This is a genomic window from Polaribacter sp. SA4-12 (assembly GCF_002163675.1).
Taxonomy (GTDB): Bacteria; Bacteroidota; Bacteroidia; order Flavobacteriales; family Flavobacteriaceae; genus Polaribacter.
The window spans coordinates 2,140,938-2,159,542 of the sequence record NZ_CP019334.1; the positions used below are offsets into that span (position 1 = coordinate 2,140,938).

General features: G+C 29.2%; 16 protein-coding genes. 3 read left to right on the forward strand and 13 right to left on the reverse strand.

Annotated features, from left to right (window positions below; translation table 11 throughout):
• Positions 1-86 precede the first annotated feature (86 nt).
• Together BTO07_RS09330 and BTO07_RS09335 are read left to right on the forward strand one after the other, a co-directional pair.
• Complete coding sequence (locus BTO07_RS09330; RefSeq protein ID WP_087520969.1) at positions 87-545, forward strand: Lrp/AsnC family transcriptional regulator; 459 nt, start codon at positions 87-89, stop codon at positions 543-545.
• A gap of 4 nt (positions 546-549) precedes the next feature.
• On the forward strand, positions 550-1,176 hold the full coding sequence (locus BTO07_RS09335) for a CPBP family intramembrane glutamic endopeptidase (RefSeq protein ID WP_087520970.1): 627 nt from the start codon (positions 550-552) through the stop codon (positions 1,174-1,176).
• 49 nt (positions 1,177-1,225) lie between these two features.
• Here the strand turns inward: BTO07_RS09335 and BTO07_RS09340 are convergent, their stop codons facing one another.
• From BTO07_RS09340 to rsgA, 7 genes are all read right to left on the reverse strand, one after another.
• Positions 1,226-3,184, reverse strand: a complete 1,959-nt coding sequence (locus tag BTO07_RS09340) for a DUF3857 domain-containing protein (RefSeq protein ID WP_087520971.1) — start codon at positions 3,182-3,184, stop codon at positions 1,226-1,228.
• Positions 3,185-3,189: 5 nt separating this feature from the next.
• Complete coding sequence (locus tag BTO07_RS09345; RefSeq protein WP_232457001.1) at positions 3,190-5,112, reverse strand: DUF3857 domain-containing protein; 1,923 nt, start codon at positions 5,110-5,112, stop codon at positions 3,190-3,192.
• Positions 5,113-5,214: 102 nt separating this feature from the next.
• Complete coding sequence (locus BTO07_RS09350) at positions 5,215-5,853, reverse strand: YceI family protein (RefSeq protein WP_087520972.1); 639 nt, start codon at positions 5,851-5,853, stop codon at positions 5,215-5,217.
• An 80-nt stretch (positions 5,854-5,933) separates the two neighbouring features.
• Positions 5,934-6,647: a tRNA threonylcarbamoyladenosine dehydratase gene (locus tag BTO07_RS09355; RefSeq protein ID WP_087520973.1), complete on the reverse strand. Its 714-nt coding sequence runs from the start codon at positions 6,645-6,647 to the stop codon at positions 5,934-5,936.
• The gene (locus BTO07_RS09360) at positions 6,644-7,291 is read right to left on the reverse strand and encodes a TatD family hydrolase (protein ID WP_087520974.1); all 648 of its coding nucleotides are present in this window, start codon (positions 7,289-7,291) and stop codon (positions 6,644-6,646) included. Before BTO07_RS09360 ends, BTO07_RS09355 begins: the two co-directional genes overlap by 4 nt.
• 5 nt (positions 7,292-7,296) lie before the next feature.
• Entirely contained in the window at positions 7,297-7,749 is a 453-nt protein-coding gene (gene dtd / locus BTO07_RS09365) for a D-aminoacyl-tRNA deacylase (protein WP_087520975.1), read from the reverse strand.
• A 3-nt stretch (positions 7,750-7,752) separates the two neighbouring features.
• Entirely contained in the window at positions 7,753-8,721 is a 969-nt protein-coding gene (rsgA, locus tag BTO07_RS09370) for a ribosome small subunit-dependent GTPase A (protein WP_087520976.1), read from the reverse strand.
• Positions 8,722-8,917: 196 nt separating this feature from the next.
• Between rsgA and BTO07_RS09375 the strand changes: the two genes are divergently transcribed.
• Positions 8,918-9,559 (forward strand): hypothetical protein, encoded by a 642-nt coding sequence (locus BTO07_RS09375; RefSeq protein WP_087520977.1) that lies wholly within the window; start codon positions 8,918-8,920, stop codon positions 9,557-9,559.
• Positions 9,560-9,915: 356 nt separating this feature from the next.
• On the opposite strand, the gene BTO07_RS09380 is transcribed toward BTO07_RS09375, so the two are convergent.
• The 6 genes from BTO07_RS09380 to BTO07_RS09405 form a co-directional block, all read right to left on the reverse strand.
• Positions 9,916-10,998: a bifunctional 3-deoxy-7-phosphoheptulonate synthase/chorismate mutase type II gene (locus tag BTO07_RS09380; RefSeq protein WP_087520978.1), complete on the reverse strand. Its 1,083-nt coding sequence runs from the start codon at positions 10,996-10,998 to the stop codon at positions 9,916-9,918.
• A gap of 21 nt (positions 10,999-11,019) precedes the next feature.
• Positions 11,020-11,871: a prephenate dehydrogenase gene (locus BTO07_RS09385; protein ID WP_087520979.1), complete on the reverse strand. Its 852-nt coding sequence runs from the start codon at positions 11,869-11,871 to the stop codon at positions 11,020-11,022.
• A gap of 127 nt (positions 11,872-11,998) precedes the next feature.
• Positions 11,999-13,144 (reverse strand): pyridoxal phosphate-dependent aminotransferase, encoded by a 1,146-nt coding sequence (locus BTO07_RS09390; RefSeq protein ID WP_087520980.1) that lies wholly within the window; start codon positions 13,142-13,144, stop codon positions 11,999-12,001.
• 43 nt (positions 13,145-13,187) lie between these two features.
• Entirely contained in the window at positions 13,188-14,015 is an 828-nt protein-coding gene (locus BTO07_RS09395) for a prephenate dehydratase (RefSeq protein ID WP_087520981.1), read from the reverse strand.
• 312 nt (positions 14,016-14,327) lie between these two features.
• Complete coding sequence (locus tag BTO07_RS09400; protein WP_087520982.1) at positions 14,328-15,824, reverse strand: aminotransferase class V-fold PLP-dependent enzyme; 1,497 nt, start codon at positions 15,822-15,824, stop codon at positions 14,328-14,330.
• A gap of 35 nt (positions 15,825-15,859) precedes the next feature.
• On the reverse strand, positions 15,860-17,797 hold the full coding sequence (locus BTO07_RS09405) for a protein-disulfide reductase DsbD family protein (RefSeq protein WP_087520983.1): 1,938 nt from the start codon (positions 17,795-17,797) through the stop codon (positions 15,860-15,862).
• Between the last annotated feature and the right edge of the window lie 808 nt (positions 17,798-18,605).

Sequence of the window (18,605 nt, forward strand, 5' to 3'; positions counted from 1 at the left end):
GTTTATTTTACTAGATTTGATTTTAATTATAGTTTTAAAAACTAAAACAGCTTTGATAAATACTATTTTATAGAAAATTTTAAATTATGACTTTAGATTCTATTGATAAAAAACTCATCAATTTACTGCAAATTGATAGTAAACAAACCACCAAACAACTTTCGCTGCAACTCAATTTATCTGTAACTGCTATTTATGAAAGAATCAAAAAATTAGAAAAAGAGAAAATCATTAAAAAGTATGTGGCTATCATCAATAAAAATAAAATAGAAAAATCCTTTTTAGTTTTTTGTCATATAAAACTCATTCAACATTCTAAAGAATATGTCACTACTTTTGAACGTGAGGTTTTAAAATTAGAAGAAGTTTCTGAATGTTTTCATGTGAGTGGAGATTACGATTACATCTTAAAAATCTACGTAAAAGATATGGATGAATATAGAAGTTTTATGGTTACAAAATTAACCGCAATAAAATATATTGGAAGTACTCACAGTACATTTGCAATAGAAGAAGTAAAAAACACAACACTTATAAAATTATAATAACATGCAATCTATCCGTTATAAGTTTATTGAACTTATCCTTATTTTTATAGTAATTCCAGTAAGTTACACTTTCGATTTTTCACCAATATTAAAACTGATTATTGGTGTTTTAGGCTTTATATATGTTACTTATATTTTATTAAAAGTAGAAAAGAATAAATTTAGCATCAATAAAAACCTTAATTGGAAAAAATTCTGGAAATCGACATTCATTAAATTCTTAATTATTACTTTGATTACCTCCCTTTTTGTTTGGTTCACAGATTCTAAAAGCCTTTTTATTGTTGTTCTAAACAAACCCAAATTATGGATTCTAATATTGCTTTTTTACTCTCTTTTTTCTGTATACCCGCAAGAACTTATTTATAGAACATTCTTTTTTCAGCGTTATAAAAATCTATTTAAAAATGAGTTCGTTTTTATTCTTATAAATGCTGCTTTGTTTTCGTTAGCACATATTTTTTTCAAAAGTAGTTTAGTACTAGTTCTTACTTTTATTGGAGGTATTCTTTTTGCATACACATTTAAGAAAACAAAATCTACACTTTTGGTTTCTATAGAACATGCAATTTATGGTTGTTGGTTATTTACAGTTGGTATGGGAACCATGCTTGGTTTTCCATCATAAATTATATTAAAAAAATAATCCCAAAATTTTCATTTTGGGATTATTAATTCTACAACTTTATCAAGACTATTTTCTCTGATTGTTTCTTTACCATTTGTCCGTAAAAATCTTTTAATGAAGCATAATACTGAGCACTTATGACTCCTTCATTAAATTGTAAGATAGATATTGTACTTATCTTATTTCCTTGTTGCATTACTCTAAATTTAAACACACCTAAACCATCTGGCAAACCAATTGCTAATGATTCTGGTAATGATTCCACTTTATAACCTTCAGGAATTTGTATTGAAACTGTATTTCTATCTTTCCATGGTGTTGCAAAATCTACTGGAAACTTTCTATCTTCTAATTTAAAAGGATTATTATGTTCTGATAAAAACAACAAAGGCTCTATATAAATTTTTCCGTTTATCTCTTCAATTAAATCTTCACTTAAAAATTTAACGTTTCTGATAACACTTTTCTCTAACACCTTTTTATTTAATACTTTATAATCTTCAATCTCTAATTTGTACTTTTCTTCTAATTTTGTTATTAAATCTTCCTCTTTTATGTGGTTATTATTCTTTCTATAATTTAATGCATTCAGGTTATCGTATTTTGTTCTAACCATGCCTTCAACCATCATTTCATCAGAAATTTTCACCATTACACTATTATCTTCAGAAGCATGTTTAGATGATGTTAACTCAACCCAAATAGATCCACCTTCTTTAGTTACTTTTCTACCTTTCCAATTTAATGCTCTAGTTGGCAACATATTTGGCAAAGAAAATTCTTCTGATGCATCTAATAAAACATAACTTTCATCTTGAAAATCAACCATAGCAATAACATAGTTAAAACCATCTAACGTTGGAAAAAACGGAATACCATTTTTTCTGGTACTTAACAATACAGGGTTTGCATTAAAACCAGCAGAACGCAACATTGATGTTAACATCAAATTGATATCTGCTACATTACCGACTCTTTCTTTGTATGCTTTTCTAACACCATTATCTGTGTATTTACTATAATTTCCATTCCATTTTACTTGCTTTTTAACAAAATTAAAAATGGCTGCAATTTTTTCTAAATTTGTTTTAGAAGTTGTAAGTATCTTTTCTAAATCGTCTTTATAATAACTACTTTTCTTTAGTTCTGTACCAAAACTAGAAGATTTAAAAATTTGCTTACTAACATCTTGCCAAGAATTAGAAAAGGTTTTTACGCTACCCTGAAGACTTGAAAAATCTGTTTGAGTTAGCTCAAATTTCATTCCTCCTCTATAATTATGAATACTACTAATAAAAGGTTCATTATCTCTTAAAGCAGGAATCGTGTTTCCATCAAATGAAAAAACATCAACTCTAAAATTTGTAGAACCAACAGTTCCACTTTTAGAGTCTTTCTTCATTTTAACAGAATAATACCCTTTAGATCTTTTATTAAAAGAATAATACTCCGGAATCTCAATTTTATAATCTAATTTTTTAACAGGAATACCATATTGAAATTGTAAATCGTTTATAGAGCTTGTATATGGTGAAATTAGCTTATACTTTATCTCTAAAACTGTACCTATTTTAATATTAGGCATTGTAATTTTCTTTATACTGTAAGATCTATTTTTCTTCTCTTTAAATATACTTTTTTTTGATAATTTTTCTTTTGAAACCTTACCCTTAACTAAAGAATATGTATATCCTTTTATTGAACTTACAGATTGTTCTTCTCCAACTTCTGGGTCATAATATGCAACAGATTTTGTTGCCATATCAAAACCTTCTTTTGAGTAAATTTTAATTCGTTCATGAATTACGGTTACCATTTGAAAACCATCATTTGGAATATAATCGAAATAAGTTCTTCTTTTTCTATACAAATAAGCAGCATCTGCAGTAGAATCTAAGGGATAAAAACTCTCTTCTAATTCTTCTTTAGATACTTTACCAAATTTATAATCTTGTGCGAATAATGATAACTGACTTAATAATAGCAATGCAATTGTAATCTTTTTCATTTAATTTATTTTAAGGTAATAGCAATTCTTAAATTTTCATACTTAGCAATACTTCTTCTAAAACTTCTATAAGTTTTATAATCTTCTTTAGGATAAATGCCTTCTTTAATTATAATCGTTTTATGATATTTAAAAGAAGCGTCATCTATTTTCGTGAAAGTAACTTTGTAGGTACCAAATTTTGTAGAGATTACTTTTTCTGATGGTAATACTCCTAAAACATATCCTTTTGGTATTGTAAATTCATAAGCATCTACATCTTTATAACCTCTAGAAATTTTTAATGGTAATTTTCTACTTCTATATCTCTTAGGAACATAACTTTCTCTATTAAAAACATTTACTCTAAATAAATATTCTTGTTCATTTACAGAAGCATAATTCTTAATAGAAACCTTTAAATCTTCTTTAAAAACTACCTTTTCTTTATCATTTATTAAATCTACAGAAGTAATTTCTAGGTTATTATTATAACTCCAAACTCTAGACTTATATCTTTTTATAAGATCTTCTTCTGATAAAGTTTCATAAAAAGACTTATCATCATATTGAATTCCTTTAGATACTCTATTTAAACTACTTGTTAAACTTCCGTTTTCTTCTAATTGAATTTTAGCTTTTAATTCTTGAAGATTGTACTCGTTTTTATAAGCTGGTGTTCTTTTAATAACTCCTCCTTCAGGCGTCATTACCAATACATTTCTATCATCAGTAAAATCTCCTAAAAACCCAAAAGGAATTGTTTGACTTGTACATTCTAACCAAATATCATTTCCATTATTTGGAATATTTAAAATAACATGATTTCCTTGAGCTAAAGAAGCAAATTCATTTTCGAATGAAACCTTATCATCAGTATCTGCCTCAACATGAACATAATTAGATTTAACACCAACAACTTCTAATAAGGCTTTTGTATAATTTGTTAAACCTTTACAATCTCCATAGCTAACTTTATCTACTAGGTTTGCGGCAATTGGCTGAATGCCTCCAATACCAACTTGTACACTAATATATCTGGTTTTATCCTGCATATATTTATATACAATTTTAGCCTTCTCTATCGGGTTGTCTATCCCTTCTACTAAACTTAAAACTTTAAGTTTAGTCGCTTCATCCAAATCAGTAGTACCAGATAAGATTTTCTGGTTCATCCAAGTCCCTAATTCTTTCCAGTTAGAATAACTGCCTTTTATACCATCGGTTTGAAAATCTTTTGGCACAACCATTAATCTAGGCATGATATTAGAAAAAGAAATACTGTTAGCTTCGTATTTAATTGCTGGTTGATTTTCTATAATACTATATAACTCGTTATCTGATTGCGTTTTTTCAATTGAATAACCACTAAAGTTTTTTTCTTTTGTGTTAATTCCAATTTGTTTTGGATTTATTAATTTATACTGACTCTTTTCAACTGAAAGAGAATACGCATTAATCGGGTACCAACTTGGCATAGAACTAGTTGTCGATGTTTTATATTCAGATTCAAAAACAATTGTATAAGGATAAGAGACAGCAGTATAATCTACATATTTTACTCTAGAATCAGAATACAAGGTTCCACCACTTACTGCACTGACATCTAAAAACTTACTTTTAGAATATTTTTTTATTTGAGTACCAAAAGCATCGTAAATTACGGCTGAAAGTTTCGTGATTTTTGTAGTATTATCGTAATGTGCATACATTGATGCATTTCTATCTCCTAATTTATTTAAGACAGTAACAACTTTTCTTTTATGCACAATCATTTCACCAACATCTTCAAAAGTAATTTCTATTGAATTGTCTCGAATAACTGCATTTGCATTTTCTTTTAATTCTGTTGGAATTAGTAAGGAAGAATAATTTATTTTTTGACTAAAAGTAGATACTATTGAACATAGGAATACTACGACAGGGAGCAGAAGTTTTTTCTTTTTCATTCTTTTTTTTATATAGCTTTCCAAATTTAAAAAAAAGAAAAGCAAAAAAGGCTAAAAACAAAAGTTTCTAGCCTTTAAAAAAGAATTTGAAATGAATCTAAATTATGCTTTCGTTTTAACAACAAAAGACAATTCCATAATGTCATCTATATACTTATCTTTTAATCCTTCAAAGAATTTTTTAGAACCATACTTTACATTAAAATCTGCTCTATCTACTTTAAAAGTTTCACTTTTAAATATTGTAATTCCGTTTTCAGTTGAAATTGTTGCAGGTATTGTAATACTCTTGGTAACATCTTTAATTTGTAAATTACCCGTAACAGCTAACTTTCCATTAACTTCTTCTACTTTAGTAATTACAAATTTTGAAGTTGCGTAAAGAGCTACATCAAAGAAATCAGCATTTTTTAAATGACCTTCAATCTTACCTGCTCCATCACTCCCTTTCATGTCAACATTCGTAATTGTACTCATATCAATTACAAACTCACCTCCTTTTAAAGCTCCGTTTTCAATTGATAAAACACCGCTTTGTAAAGCTACTGTTCCATTATGAGCGCCTCCAGGTTTTGTTCCTTTCCAGTTTAAAACAGATGCAGCTGCATCAACATTATTTACTTTAGCAACAACAGCTTCAACTTTTACAGCTTCTTTTACTTCTACCTTGTCTTTTTTATTCTCTTTACAAGCAGTTAATACTGATGCAACTACTACTAATGATAAAATTATTTTTTTCATTTTTTTGTATAAATTAAGTTATTGGTTTTTTATTTTCCATGGCAAATATACATCAATTTATTTTCCAAGGAAAATAAATTTCACTTTTTTACAATATGATTAATTACATGAGCAGCCGCTTGCAAACCAAAAGCAGCAGGCATATAGCTAATTGTACCATAATAAGACTTCTTAAAATTGGTGCCATCTGTTCTTTTTAAACTTGTTGCAATCTGAACCTCATCTGAATAGACTGCTTTTACACCTTTGTCTACTTTTCGTTCTTTTAAACGTTTGCGTAAAACTCTTGCCATGGTGCAGTTCTTCGTTTTTGAAATATCTTTTACTTTAATTTTAGTAGCATCTAACTTACCTCCTGCTCCCATAGAAGAAATAATTTTGACTTTCTTTCTTCTTGCTGCAACAATTAAATTCACTTTTGGCGTAATTGTATCTATACAATCTAAAACATAATCGAATTCTTTAGAAACAATTTCATACGCTCTTTCTGGCGATAAAAATTCTTCTAAAACCGTTAACTCAATATCTTTATTTATGTCTCTTAAACGCGTTGCTAAAACTTGTGCTTTCGATGCTCCAATAGTAGAGTCTAAGGCAGGTAATTGTCTATTTTTATTAGTTTCATCAAAAACATCGCCATCTACAATTGTCATTTTATTGATCCCTGCTCTTGCAATAAATTCTGCAGCATAAGAACCAACACCACCCAAACCAACGATTAAAACATTGGCATTTTGTAATTTCTCTAAACCTTCTTTTTGCACTAATAATTCTGTACGCTCTAACCAACTCATTTCTTAAAAATACTTTTAAAATTCTGTTTTATTTTTTGCTGAAGCTCTTCAACTGTAATCTTTTTTATTTCTGATATTTTCTGATACACTTCTTTAACATCAATGTTTAAATCATTGTCTGTTTCTAATAATATTGATGAAATAGCAACCTTAGAAACAACTTCTTGTAATTTTTTATTTTTGATAATTGCCGTTCCGAAAGACAATATAATTCCGTTTTTCAATAAACTTTCTGCAACTTGATAGTTCTTATTGAAACCATGCAAAATCCAAACTTGTTTTGGTTTCAATTCCTTTTTTATTTCAATAAGTTCTTGATATGCTTTTACACAATGAATAATTAAAGGTTTTTGATATTTTTCTGAAAGTTCAACTTGCTTTTTAAATACTTCTTTTTGAAGTTCAAAATCAGTTTCTGTAATTTTATCTAAACCACATTCCCCTATAGCAAAACAATTATCTTCTTTTAACTTTTTTTCAATAATTAAAAGTTCTTTTTCTACATTTTCTGGTTTGATAAACCAAGGATGAATTCCTATTGAAAAAGGTTTGGTGAAATCTGTTGCGTTTGGGTATTTATTTTCTATCGAAAAGATATTTTTCGACGAAGATCTTTTATGGGTATGAACATCAAAAAAAAACATAAAAACTACTCTTTATTCTTTGAATCGATAATGATTGTTACTGGTCCGTCATTTAATAACTCAACTTTCATGTCTGCGCCAAATTCACCCGTTTGCACAGTTTTACTTAATTCTGTTTCTAACGTTTTTACAAAGTTCTTATACAAAGGAATTGCAATTACAGGTTTTGCAGCTTTCATATAACTAGGTCTACTTCCTTTTTTGGTGGATGCGTGCAATGTAAACTGACTTACAACAATTGCATTTCCATCAACATCAATAAGTGAGTTATTCATGACACCATCTTCATCATTAAAAATGCGAAGATTTGCAACTTTACGAACTAACCAATTAATATCTTCTTGAGTATCGTTTGCTACAATTCCTAAAAGAATTAAGAGTCCTTTTTCTATAGAAGCAACTTTTACATTATTAATGGTAACACTTGCCTTAGAAACTCTTTGAATAACAACTTTCATAAGCTATTCTTCATTATCTTCTTCATCCCAAACATCTGTTCTAAAATGTTCTTTCTCTTCATCTCCACTTAAAATCTGAAGGTAACTTTTATAACGAGACCAAGAAATTTCATCTTTTTCTAACGCATCTTTTACAGCACAATGTGGTTCTTTTGTATGAATACAGTTATTGAATTTACAATCTTGTTTTAAGGCAAAAAACTCAGGAAAATAATCTCCTAATTCGTATTTATCAATATCTACAACTCCAAAACCTTTAATACCTGGTGTGTCTATAATTCTTGCATCGAAACTTAAATCGAACATCTCTGCAAATGTAGTTGTGTGTTTACCTTGTTTATGTTGATCAGAAATTTCTTTGGTTTTTAAATTTAAAGAAGGTTCAATCGCATTTACCAAAGTAGATTTACCAACTCCTGAATGACCAACAAACATAGATGTTTTACCTGTCATTATTTCTTTAATTTTATCGATGTTTATATTTTGAGTTGCAGAAACTTCTATGCATCTGTAACCAATTGCTTCATAAATATCTTTTAAATATAAAATCTCTGCACGTTCTTCTAACTCGTAAGAATCTATTTTATTAAAAACTAAAATTGTATCAATACGATACGCTCTTGTAGAAACTAAAAAACGATCTATAAATGCTGCAAATGTTGGTGGATTATTGATCGTTATCAATAAAAAAACTTGATCAATATTTGAAGCTATAATATGTGTTTGCTTAGAAAGGTTTACAGATTTACGGACAATAAAATTATCTCTGTCTAAAATCTTTTTGATAACACCTTCTTCTTCATCTCCTGTTTTTTCTAAATCGAACACAACTTTATCGCCAACCGCAATCGGATTGGTGCTTTTGATGTCTTTGATTCTAAATTTTCCTTTTATTCTACATTGATGAAAATTACCATCTTCTGATTTTACTTGATACCAACTTCCTGTAGATTTATAAACGATTCCTTTCATTAATACAAAGATGCAGAATTTTAAATAAAAATGGGAATGTCAGTTGGTGTGATTTCGTTTTTTAGAGAAAATTGTTTGGTAAACCTTGTTTTATCAACAGCAAAGGAGAGCTTTTTGAGATAAATAAAACTTATTTTTTACACCATCAGTCTTAAAAATAAATTTATATTCGTTATCAAATTTAAAAAAAACTTTTATGAAAAATTTAATTACCCTATTTGCACTTGTAATTTGTGTAAATGTAACTAGCGCACAAACAAAACTATATGTTCATCCAGATGCTAAAACGTATGTTGAAAACACAAAAACAATTGCTATTTTACCTTTAAATGTACAAGTAAAATTAAGACCAAAACAGTTAAAAGATTTTACTTCAGAACAGATTATTGAGATGGGGAAGAATGAAGCTTTAGATATTCAAAAAGCAATGTATACTTGGTTTTTAACAAGAAAAAAGCGAGGTACATTACTTGTAGAAGTACAAAATCCTAAAAGAACAAATGCTTTATTGAAGAAAAAAGGAATCGATATTCATTCATACGATGAATATTTACCTAGCGAATTAGGTAAAATATTAGGTGTAGAAACAATAATAACTGGTTCTTATGAAACTTCTAAACCAATGTCTAATGGAGCTGCTATTGGACTAGCTGTTTTAACTGGTGGGTTATTTGCTACAAATAGTGCAACTATGAATATGGATTTTACAAGTACTGTTGATGATGAATTAGTTGTTAATTATCTTAAAAAAGTAAAAGGGACTCTTGGTTCTGATGCACAAGATTTAATTAATGTATTAATGAGAAAAGTTTCTCGAAGAATACCATACACTAAATAATAATAATATTTTATTTTTATAGAACCGCCAATTGGCGGTTTTTTTACGCCTAAAAAAGAAGAACGTATTAAATAATCATCTATATATCAATTATATTACAAGTAGTAATGTGAAGAAAACATATTATTTTGGACCACATAGGCAAATAGAAAAATATAGTTTTATGCATAAAAAAAACCTTACAGTGTTAAACTGTAAGGTTTGATTGCATATTCTAAAAGTAATTTTTAAAGAACTTCCTTTTTGGGGTTGCTCTTTGCGTTAAGGATTGAATGGCTTGTTTGAACTCTTTTTTGTTTCTTAAAAAACAAAAAAAGTGAGTAATGAAAGCCTGATCCTTGGGTAACGCCCAAAAATTATCCGTTTATAATCTTTTCTTGGTGATTGATAGATTCTTGGTGAATTGCTTTAAACATTTTTAAAACAAACTCTTCACTTAAACCTTTACTGCTACCTTCTAAAACCATGTTCCCTAAGATTTCATTCCAACGTCTAGACTGTAAAACAGCAACGTTTTGATCTTTCTTTAAACCTCCGATTTTGTCTGCAACTTCCATTCTCTTACCTAACAAACCAATTAATTGATCATCTACAACGTTAATTTGAGCTCTTAAGTTTTCTAAAGGTTCTCTGTAACTAACTGCTGTTTCTGTTTCTTTTTTGATTTTTAAGTCTTCCATTATAGCTTTTAACTTTGTTGGTGTAACTTGCTGAGCAGCATCACTCCATGCGTTTTCAGGATCGAAATGAGTTTCAATCATTAAACCATCAAAATTTAAATCTAAAGCTGTTTGAGAAACCTCTTGAATCATTTCTCTATTTCCTGTAATATGAGATGGATCGTTGATTAAAGGTAAATCTGGAAATTTATTTTGAAATTCAATCGCTAATTGCCATTCTGGAGTATTTCTATATTTTGATTTCTCATAAGTAGAAAACCCTCTGTGAATTGCTCCAAGATTTTTAATTCCTGCAGTATATAATCTTTCGATACCACCTAACCATAAAGCTAAATCTGGATTTACTGGATTTTTTACTAATACAATTTTATCTGTACCTGCCAATGCATCTGCAATTTCTTGCATGATAAAAGGAGATACAGTAGAACGTGCACCAATCCATAATAAATCAACATCGTTTTCGATTGCTAATTTTACGTGCGCTGCGTTTGCAACTTCTGTACAGGTTTTCATACCTGTTTCTTCTTTTACTTTCTTTAACCAGTGTAAACCAATCTCACCAACACCTTCAAACATTCCTGGTCTTGTTCTTGGTTTCCAAATTCCTGCGCGGAAGTAACTTACATCAGAATCTTTTAATTCGTGTGCTATTTTTAAAACCTGTTCTTCGGTTTCTGCACTACAAGGCCCTGCTATTACTAGAGGATGATCTAAATTCATATCATCCAACCATGTTCTTAATTCTTTTGTATTCTCCATTTTTCTACTTGTTTTGGCTTATTATTTTATGCCGTTTAATATTTGCTTTATGTGATTTGTGCTATCCATTTCGTTAAAAATTTCTTCAAAATCGTCTTTTATCATCAACTCTTTAAATTGTTGTAAATTGTTGATGTATTCTTCTAACGTTTCTATTACGTTTTCTTTATTCTGTTTAAAAATTGGTGTCCACATTGCTGGCGAACTTTTTGCCAAACGAACTGTCGACTCAAAACCTGAACCTGCCATATCAAAAATATCGCGTTCGTTTTTTGCTTTATTGATAACCGTTTTACCTAACATAAATGAACTTATGTGGGACAGGTGCGAAACATACGCAATATGCTTGTCATGAGAAACTGGGTCCATGTAACGAATACGCATTCCAATGGCTCTAAAAAGTTCTAAAGCTTTTTCTTGAAGCTTAAAAGTTGTCTTTTCTACTTCACAGATAATGTTCGTTTTTCCAACGTATAAGCCAGAAATCGCTGCTGTTGGTCCAGAATTTTCTGTTCCTGCAATTGGATGACATGCTAAAAAATTTCTTCTTTTAGGATGATGTTCAACCACCTTACAAATTTCTTCTTTTGTTGAACCTGCATCAACAACCAAACCTGTATCAGATATTTTATCTAAAATGGTTGGTAATAATTTTACAGTTGCATCTACAGGAATTGAGACAATTACTAGGTCTGCATTTTCTATATCGTCTAAAGTTGCTTTCTTGTCTATTAGATTTAATTCTAAAGCCTTGTTTAAGGTTTCATCTTTTCTACTAATTCCATGAATTACAGCTTCTGGATTGTTCTTTTTAATGTCGATAGCAAAACTACCGCCAATTAAACCAATACCAATCATGTATATATTCTTCATTTTATTTTTCTCTAACCTTAAAAAAAGGAATTTTTACTTTTAGATTGTCTCATCATTATTTTTCTCAACGACAATCTTTTTTTTATTTTTCTGCAAACAAGCTAACTGAAAACTGCTACTGCAAACTCTATGACAACCTACTAATTGCTTCTTTAATTATTTCTGTTGTTACACATAATGAAAAACGAATGTATCCTTCTCCTTGAGATCCAAAAATGGTTCCTGGTGTGATAAAAATATCATTGTCATACAATACTGAATCTGTAACTTCTTCAGATTTTTTTCCTTCAGGTATTTTTGCCCAAACAAATAAACCTGTTGCATTTTTACTATATGTTGCGTCTAACTTATCTGCTAATTGCCAAATTAGATTTCTACGTTCTTCGTAAATTTTATTTTGAGCTAAAAACCAATCATCAGATAATTGTAATGCTTCTATTGCTCCTTTTTGAATTCCGTAAAACATACCAGAATCCATATTAGACTTTACTTTTAATATTTCGTTGATATAAGTGGCTTTCCCTAAAACCATACCTACTCGCCAACCAGCCATATTAAAAGTTTTACTTAAAGAATTTAATTCTAAAGCAATGTCTTTTGCGCCTTCTACTTGTAAAATACTGATAGGAAACTCGTTTAAAATAAAACTATACGGATTGTCATTTATAATTAAAATATTGTGCTTCTTACCAAATGCAACCAATTTTTCAAATGTTTCTAATGTTGCATCTGTACCTGTTGGCATATGAGGATAATTTACCCACATAATTTTTACTTCTGATAAATCTTGTGCTTCTAATTCTTCAAAATTTGGTTGCCAATTTGTAGCATCACTTAAATTATAAAAAAGTGGTTCTGCTCCTACTAATTTTGTTACTGATGTATATGTTGGATACCCAGGATTCGGAATTAATACTTTATCGCCTTCATTTAAAAAAGCCATAGAAATATGCATGATTCCTTCCTTACTTCCCATTAAAGGTAAAATCTCATTTTCTGGATTAGAATCTACAGAAAACTTATTTTTATAAAACTTAGATATTGCATTCCTTAATTCCGGTAAGCCCTGATAAGATTGATATTTATGCGCACTTGCATCACTCAAACTTCCTTGAATTGCCGCTAAAACTTGCGTTGGTGGTTGTAAATCTGGAGATCCAATTCCCATATTGATAATTGGTTTTCCTGCAGCTGCTAAACGGCTAACTTCTCTTAATTTTTTAGAGAAATAGTATTCTTGAACTGTATCTAATCTTTTGGCTGGTTTAATCATATTGTTTTAAATGAGATCCTGAAATAAATTCAGGATAGCTGCGCTATTTTCTACCGTTTTTATAAGTTCCTAAAATCTTGAATTCTTCTGCCATTATTTCTATAATTGCTTCCGCTTTTTTGTAATCTTTATATTCATCAAAAGTTATATCTACAAAAAAGGAATATTTCCAAGGTGTCTCTATAACTGGTAATGATTGAATTTTTGTTAAATTCATTTGACAATCGCTCAACACATTTAAGATGGCTGCTAAACTGCCTCTTTTATGATTTAATTGAAATTTTAAAGAAGCTTTGTTAATTTGATCAACACCATTACTTGGCTCCTCAGTTTGTACAATTACAAATCTTGTTGAATTGTCTTTAATTGTCTGAATTTCATCTTCAAGAACTTCTAAACCGAAAATATCAGCTGCAATTTTTGGTGCAATTGCTGCAATACCAACTAAATTTTCTTTCGAAATTCTTTTTGCAACCTCAGCAGTATCTACATCTTCCACTAATTTAATATGAGGATGCTTTTTAAAGAATTCTTTACATTGTAACAATGCCATTGGATGAGACCAAACTTCTTTTATATCTTCAATATCCTGACCTTTTAAAGCCATTAAATGATGATGAATATTTAAATACTCTTCATCTATAATATGTAAATTATGTTTATCAATTAATGCATAATTCGGAATAATAGAACCTGCAATTGTGTTCTCTAAAGCCATAACACCAAGATCTGCAGAACCGTCTAATAAACTATCTACCAAGACATCAAAAGACATACATTCTTTTAATTGTATAGATGTTCCGTAAAAGTCGCGTGCAACTTTATGGTGGTTTGAGCCTTCTGCTCCTTGTATGGCTATTGTTTTATTCATTACTTTTAAATAATATCAAAAAAAAAAGCCTCGAATTAAATTCGAGACTTTATATTTTATAAATGTTTGCTAAAAACACGATACAAAGTCTCTCCTCTTATTGTAAAAATAAAAGTAAAAATAGAAACGAGTAAAATGATTATTTAACATTTGTATTCTTTTGTTGTAAGAGACAAATCTAAAGATTAAATTGAGACAAACAAATTATATATCCTTTTTTATAAAAGAATTGACGTATTATTAAAAATCCGATAAAATATATCACTTATTTTACAGAATCCTTCAAGCAAAAAGGCTCTTAGAATGATAATTCTAAATTTTAAACCATTCTTTTACCAATTGTTTTTCTATTGGAGCTACTGTTTTATGGCTAAAATCATTTTTAATTGCTTCATATTGATAGTCTTTAGACCATTCCTCAATATTTTCCGTCAAATCTTTTAATGATTGGCAAATAAAGTTCAGTTCTTCTGTTGCTATTGTAGGATGCACAGATAAACGTACCCAACCTGGTTTTTGTGTATTACAGCCGTGTAAAATTTCATCTTTAATTCTATTAGAAGTGGCGTGATCTACATTTAATAAAAAATGTCCATACGTTCCTGCACAAGAACAACCTCCTCTTGTTTGAATTCCGAATCTATCATTCAATAATTTTACAACAATATTAAAGTGATGTTTTTCAAAATAAAAAGAAAAAATACTTAATCGTTCTTTATGGTTTGGCGCTAAAATTTTAACTCCAGGTAAACTTTCTAAAGTATTAAAAACAACTTCATTAATTTCTTCTTCTCTTTTTCTAATATTCTGAACACCCATTTTATCTTTTAACTGAATAGAAAGTGCTATTCTAATCGTTTGTAAAAAACCTGGTGTTCCTCCATCTTCTCTTGCTTCTACATCATCTAAATAATCATGTTCTCCCCAAGGGTTTGTATAACTTACGGTACCTCCTCCTGGATTATCCGGAATTGTATTTTTATATAATTTCTTATTAAAAACCAAAACACCAGAGCTTCCTGGACCTCCTAAAAATTTATGTGGAGAAAAGAAAATAGCATCTAAATACTCCTCTTCATTTTCTGGATGCATATTAATATTTACATAAGGTGCACAACATGCAAAATCTACAAAACACAATCCATTATAACTATGGATTAATTTTGCAACTTCATGATAAGGCGTTTCTATACCTGTAACATTAGAACAAGAGGTAATAGAAACTATTTTTATTTTTCTATGTTGATGTTTCTGAATAGAGATCTCAAACTCTTCTAAACACAACAAACCTTCATGATTACAAGGAACAACTTCTACATCTGCAATGGTTTCTAACCAAGAAGTTTGATTCGAATGATGCTCCATATGACTGATAAAAACAATCGGTTTTAAATCATCTGGAATCGTAGTGTGATCTTTTAAATTTTCTGAAACCTTTATACCTAAAATTCTTTGGAATTTATTGACAACTCCTGTCATTCCTGTTCCTGTAGTAATTAAAACGTCATTAGAATTTGCATTTACATGACGTTTAATAATATTTCTAGCTTCATGGTATGCCAATGTCATAGCAGCTCCAGAAGTTGATGTTTCTGTATGTGTATTTGCAACAAAAGGTCCAAATTGATGTAACATCTTATCTTCAATTGGCGCATACAACCTTCCACTTGCTGTCCAATCTGTATAAATCAATTTTTGTTCTCCATAAGGAGATTGAAATGTTTGATTTATACCAACTATATTTTCTCTAAATTGATTAAAATAGTGTTCTAAATCTGACTTTACGCTATTTTCTTTTGATGAAATCATAATTTATAAAAGCTTTACTTTCAATTCTAAAATAGTTATTTAAAGTTTGAGATTCCTTTTTCTAGCCAATTGTAATAGGTGTCTACATCTGGAGTATATGCAACCGGACTAATTAAGTTATCTTCATTATGATCTATTAAAACATAAAATGGTTGTGTATTGGTCTTGTAATTAATGGTTTGCATTTCACTCCATTTTTGACCAATATATTTTAACTTTTTTCCTGGTTTTAATTTAGAGTCTACAATATCTTTTTCTTTTAGTTTACGCTTATCATCAACATATAATGAAATTAAAACCACATCATTTTTTAGCAATTTTAAAACCTTTGGTTTTACCCAAACATTTTGTTCCATTTTTCTACAATTTACACAAGCATGTCCTGTAAAATCTAACATTACTGGCTTACCAACCTTTTTTGCATATGCCAAACCTGTTTCGTAATCATGAAAAGCAACAATATCATATGGTGCCATTATATGTGCACCTTCAGGAAGATCTGAGTAATTCTCAGTTCCACCTGACCCTAATTTTGTAAATCCTACTCCATATGGAGATTCGCTATAATGTTGTGGTGGTGGAAATGCACTTATAATATTTAAAGGCGCTCCCCATAAACCTGGTATCATATATAACGTAAACGTTAAAGACACCAAACCTAAACTTAATCTACCAACAGAAATGTGTTGTAAAGGTGAATCGTGAGGTAATTGTATTTTACCAAAAAGGTATAACGTTAATGTTCCAAAAATAGCAATCCAAATCGCAATAAACACTTCTCTTTCTAATAAATGAGCTTGTAAAACTAAATCTGCATTTGATAAGAATTTAAAAGCTAAAGCTAATTCTAAAAACCCTAAAACTACTTTTACTGTATTTAACCATCCGCCAGATTTTGGCAATGAATTTAACCAACCTGGAAACGCAGCAAACAAAGCGAATGGTAATGCTATTGCAGTAGAAAAACCTAACATACTTACAATTGGCGCAATTCTTTCTCCTGTTGTTGCTGCTGCAACTAAAGCAGAACCTACTAATGGACCTGTACAAGAAAAAGAAACAATCGCTAAAGCTAATGCCATAAAAAAGATTCCAATAAAACCTCCTCTATCTGCTTTAGAATCTATTTTTGTTCCCCAAGAACTTGGTAAAACCAACTCAAATGCACCCAAAAACGAAGCAGCAAAAAATATTAAGATTAAAAAGAAAATAATATTAAACCAAACATTTGTAGACAAAGCATTTAAAGCATCTGGTCCAAAAATGGCACTGACGGCTAAACCTATTACAACATATATTATTATAATTGACAATCCATAAACAATCGCATTTCTAATTCCTGCTGCCTTTGTTTTACTTTGTTTCGTAAAAAAACTAACAGTCATAGGAATCATAGGAAATACACAAGGAGTTAACAATGCTGCCAATCCTCCTAAAAAACTTAAAAAGAATAATGTTAACAAACCTGAATCTCCTTCATTTTTAACATCTTCAGATGTACTTGAAATCGCACTTGTTTTAATTCCTCGTTTTAATTTAAAGACCAGATCTATTTCCGTAGGCGCTAAACACTTAGAATCGTCACAAACCATAAACTCTACAACTCCTTTTATGGAATTAATATCTGAAGTTGTTTTGACTCTTTGTTTAAAAATAGCGGAGTTTTCAAAAAACTTAATTTTCATTTCAAAAACAGGATCATCAACTGTATGCCCTTCTTCTTCTATTGTTTTTCCTTCTAGAGAAAAACCTCCTTTTGAAGCATCAAAAGTGAAAGTTGTAGGTATAGGTCCATCTTCTGGAACTTCTTGCGCGTACAAATGCCAACCTTCTTCTATGGTTGCTGTAGATATTAATATAAATTCTGTATCAGATACTTTCTCAACGGATGTTGACCACTGTAAAGGATCTTCTATTTGAGAGAAAATTCCTAAACTAAATGTTAGAAATAAAAAAAAGAATATGTTTTTCATGTGTAAAAATCGATTATAAAAAGGACTAATTAAATAGGTATATACCTATTTTAATTTCTTTCAAGAATCAAAGATAATTAATTCAATAAGACTAAGTTTAATGAATGGGTTAATTTAACAAAAGAGTCCCTTTTTGGCTTTAAATAATTCTGTTTTGAGCTAAAAATAGATAGAACAAGAGTCTTTAATTTAAAAAAAAATGAATATTTCATTTGATAATTAATAGGTTTACAAACTAAAGAAACATGAACTTTATCTTAATACTATTAAATATAGCAACAATTGCTTAATAAATAGGCTTGTAATAGAAGGATTATATTCCTTCTATCAAAATAAAAAAAACATTAATTTTTTTATGTATTTGAGAATTTCAAAGCTCCTTCTATTTATACTTTAACTCAGTTGAAACCTGGTGTTCATTTTATCAATAATATAAGACATAATGGTACCGAAAAAATAAGCTCTAGTAGTAACACTAACTAGACTTCTTATGCGTTAAATGCTTTTCAAGATAGAAATTTAAATCATTATTTTGAATTTAATTATCAGTTTATAACCCTTACTTTTTAACAATTACATAATATTAATTAAAAAAAAAACGCAACATCTGTTTCATGGGATGCAACATTAATTATAATTTACAACTTTCTTTAATTTAATTTTAACCATATGTTACCCATACAAAGACAATACTTTTCTGTTTATTTAGTATTATTGCAAATTATTTGTTTTGTTCACTTATACATAAAAAAAACATAACAAACAATGATTTAGGGGGGAATTAGCTACAAAATGTGACCTTTAGTTT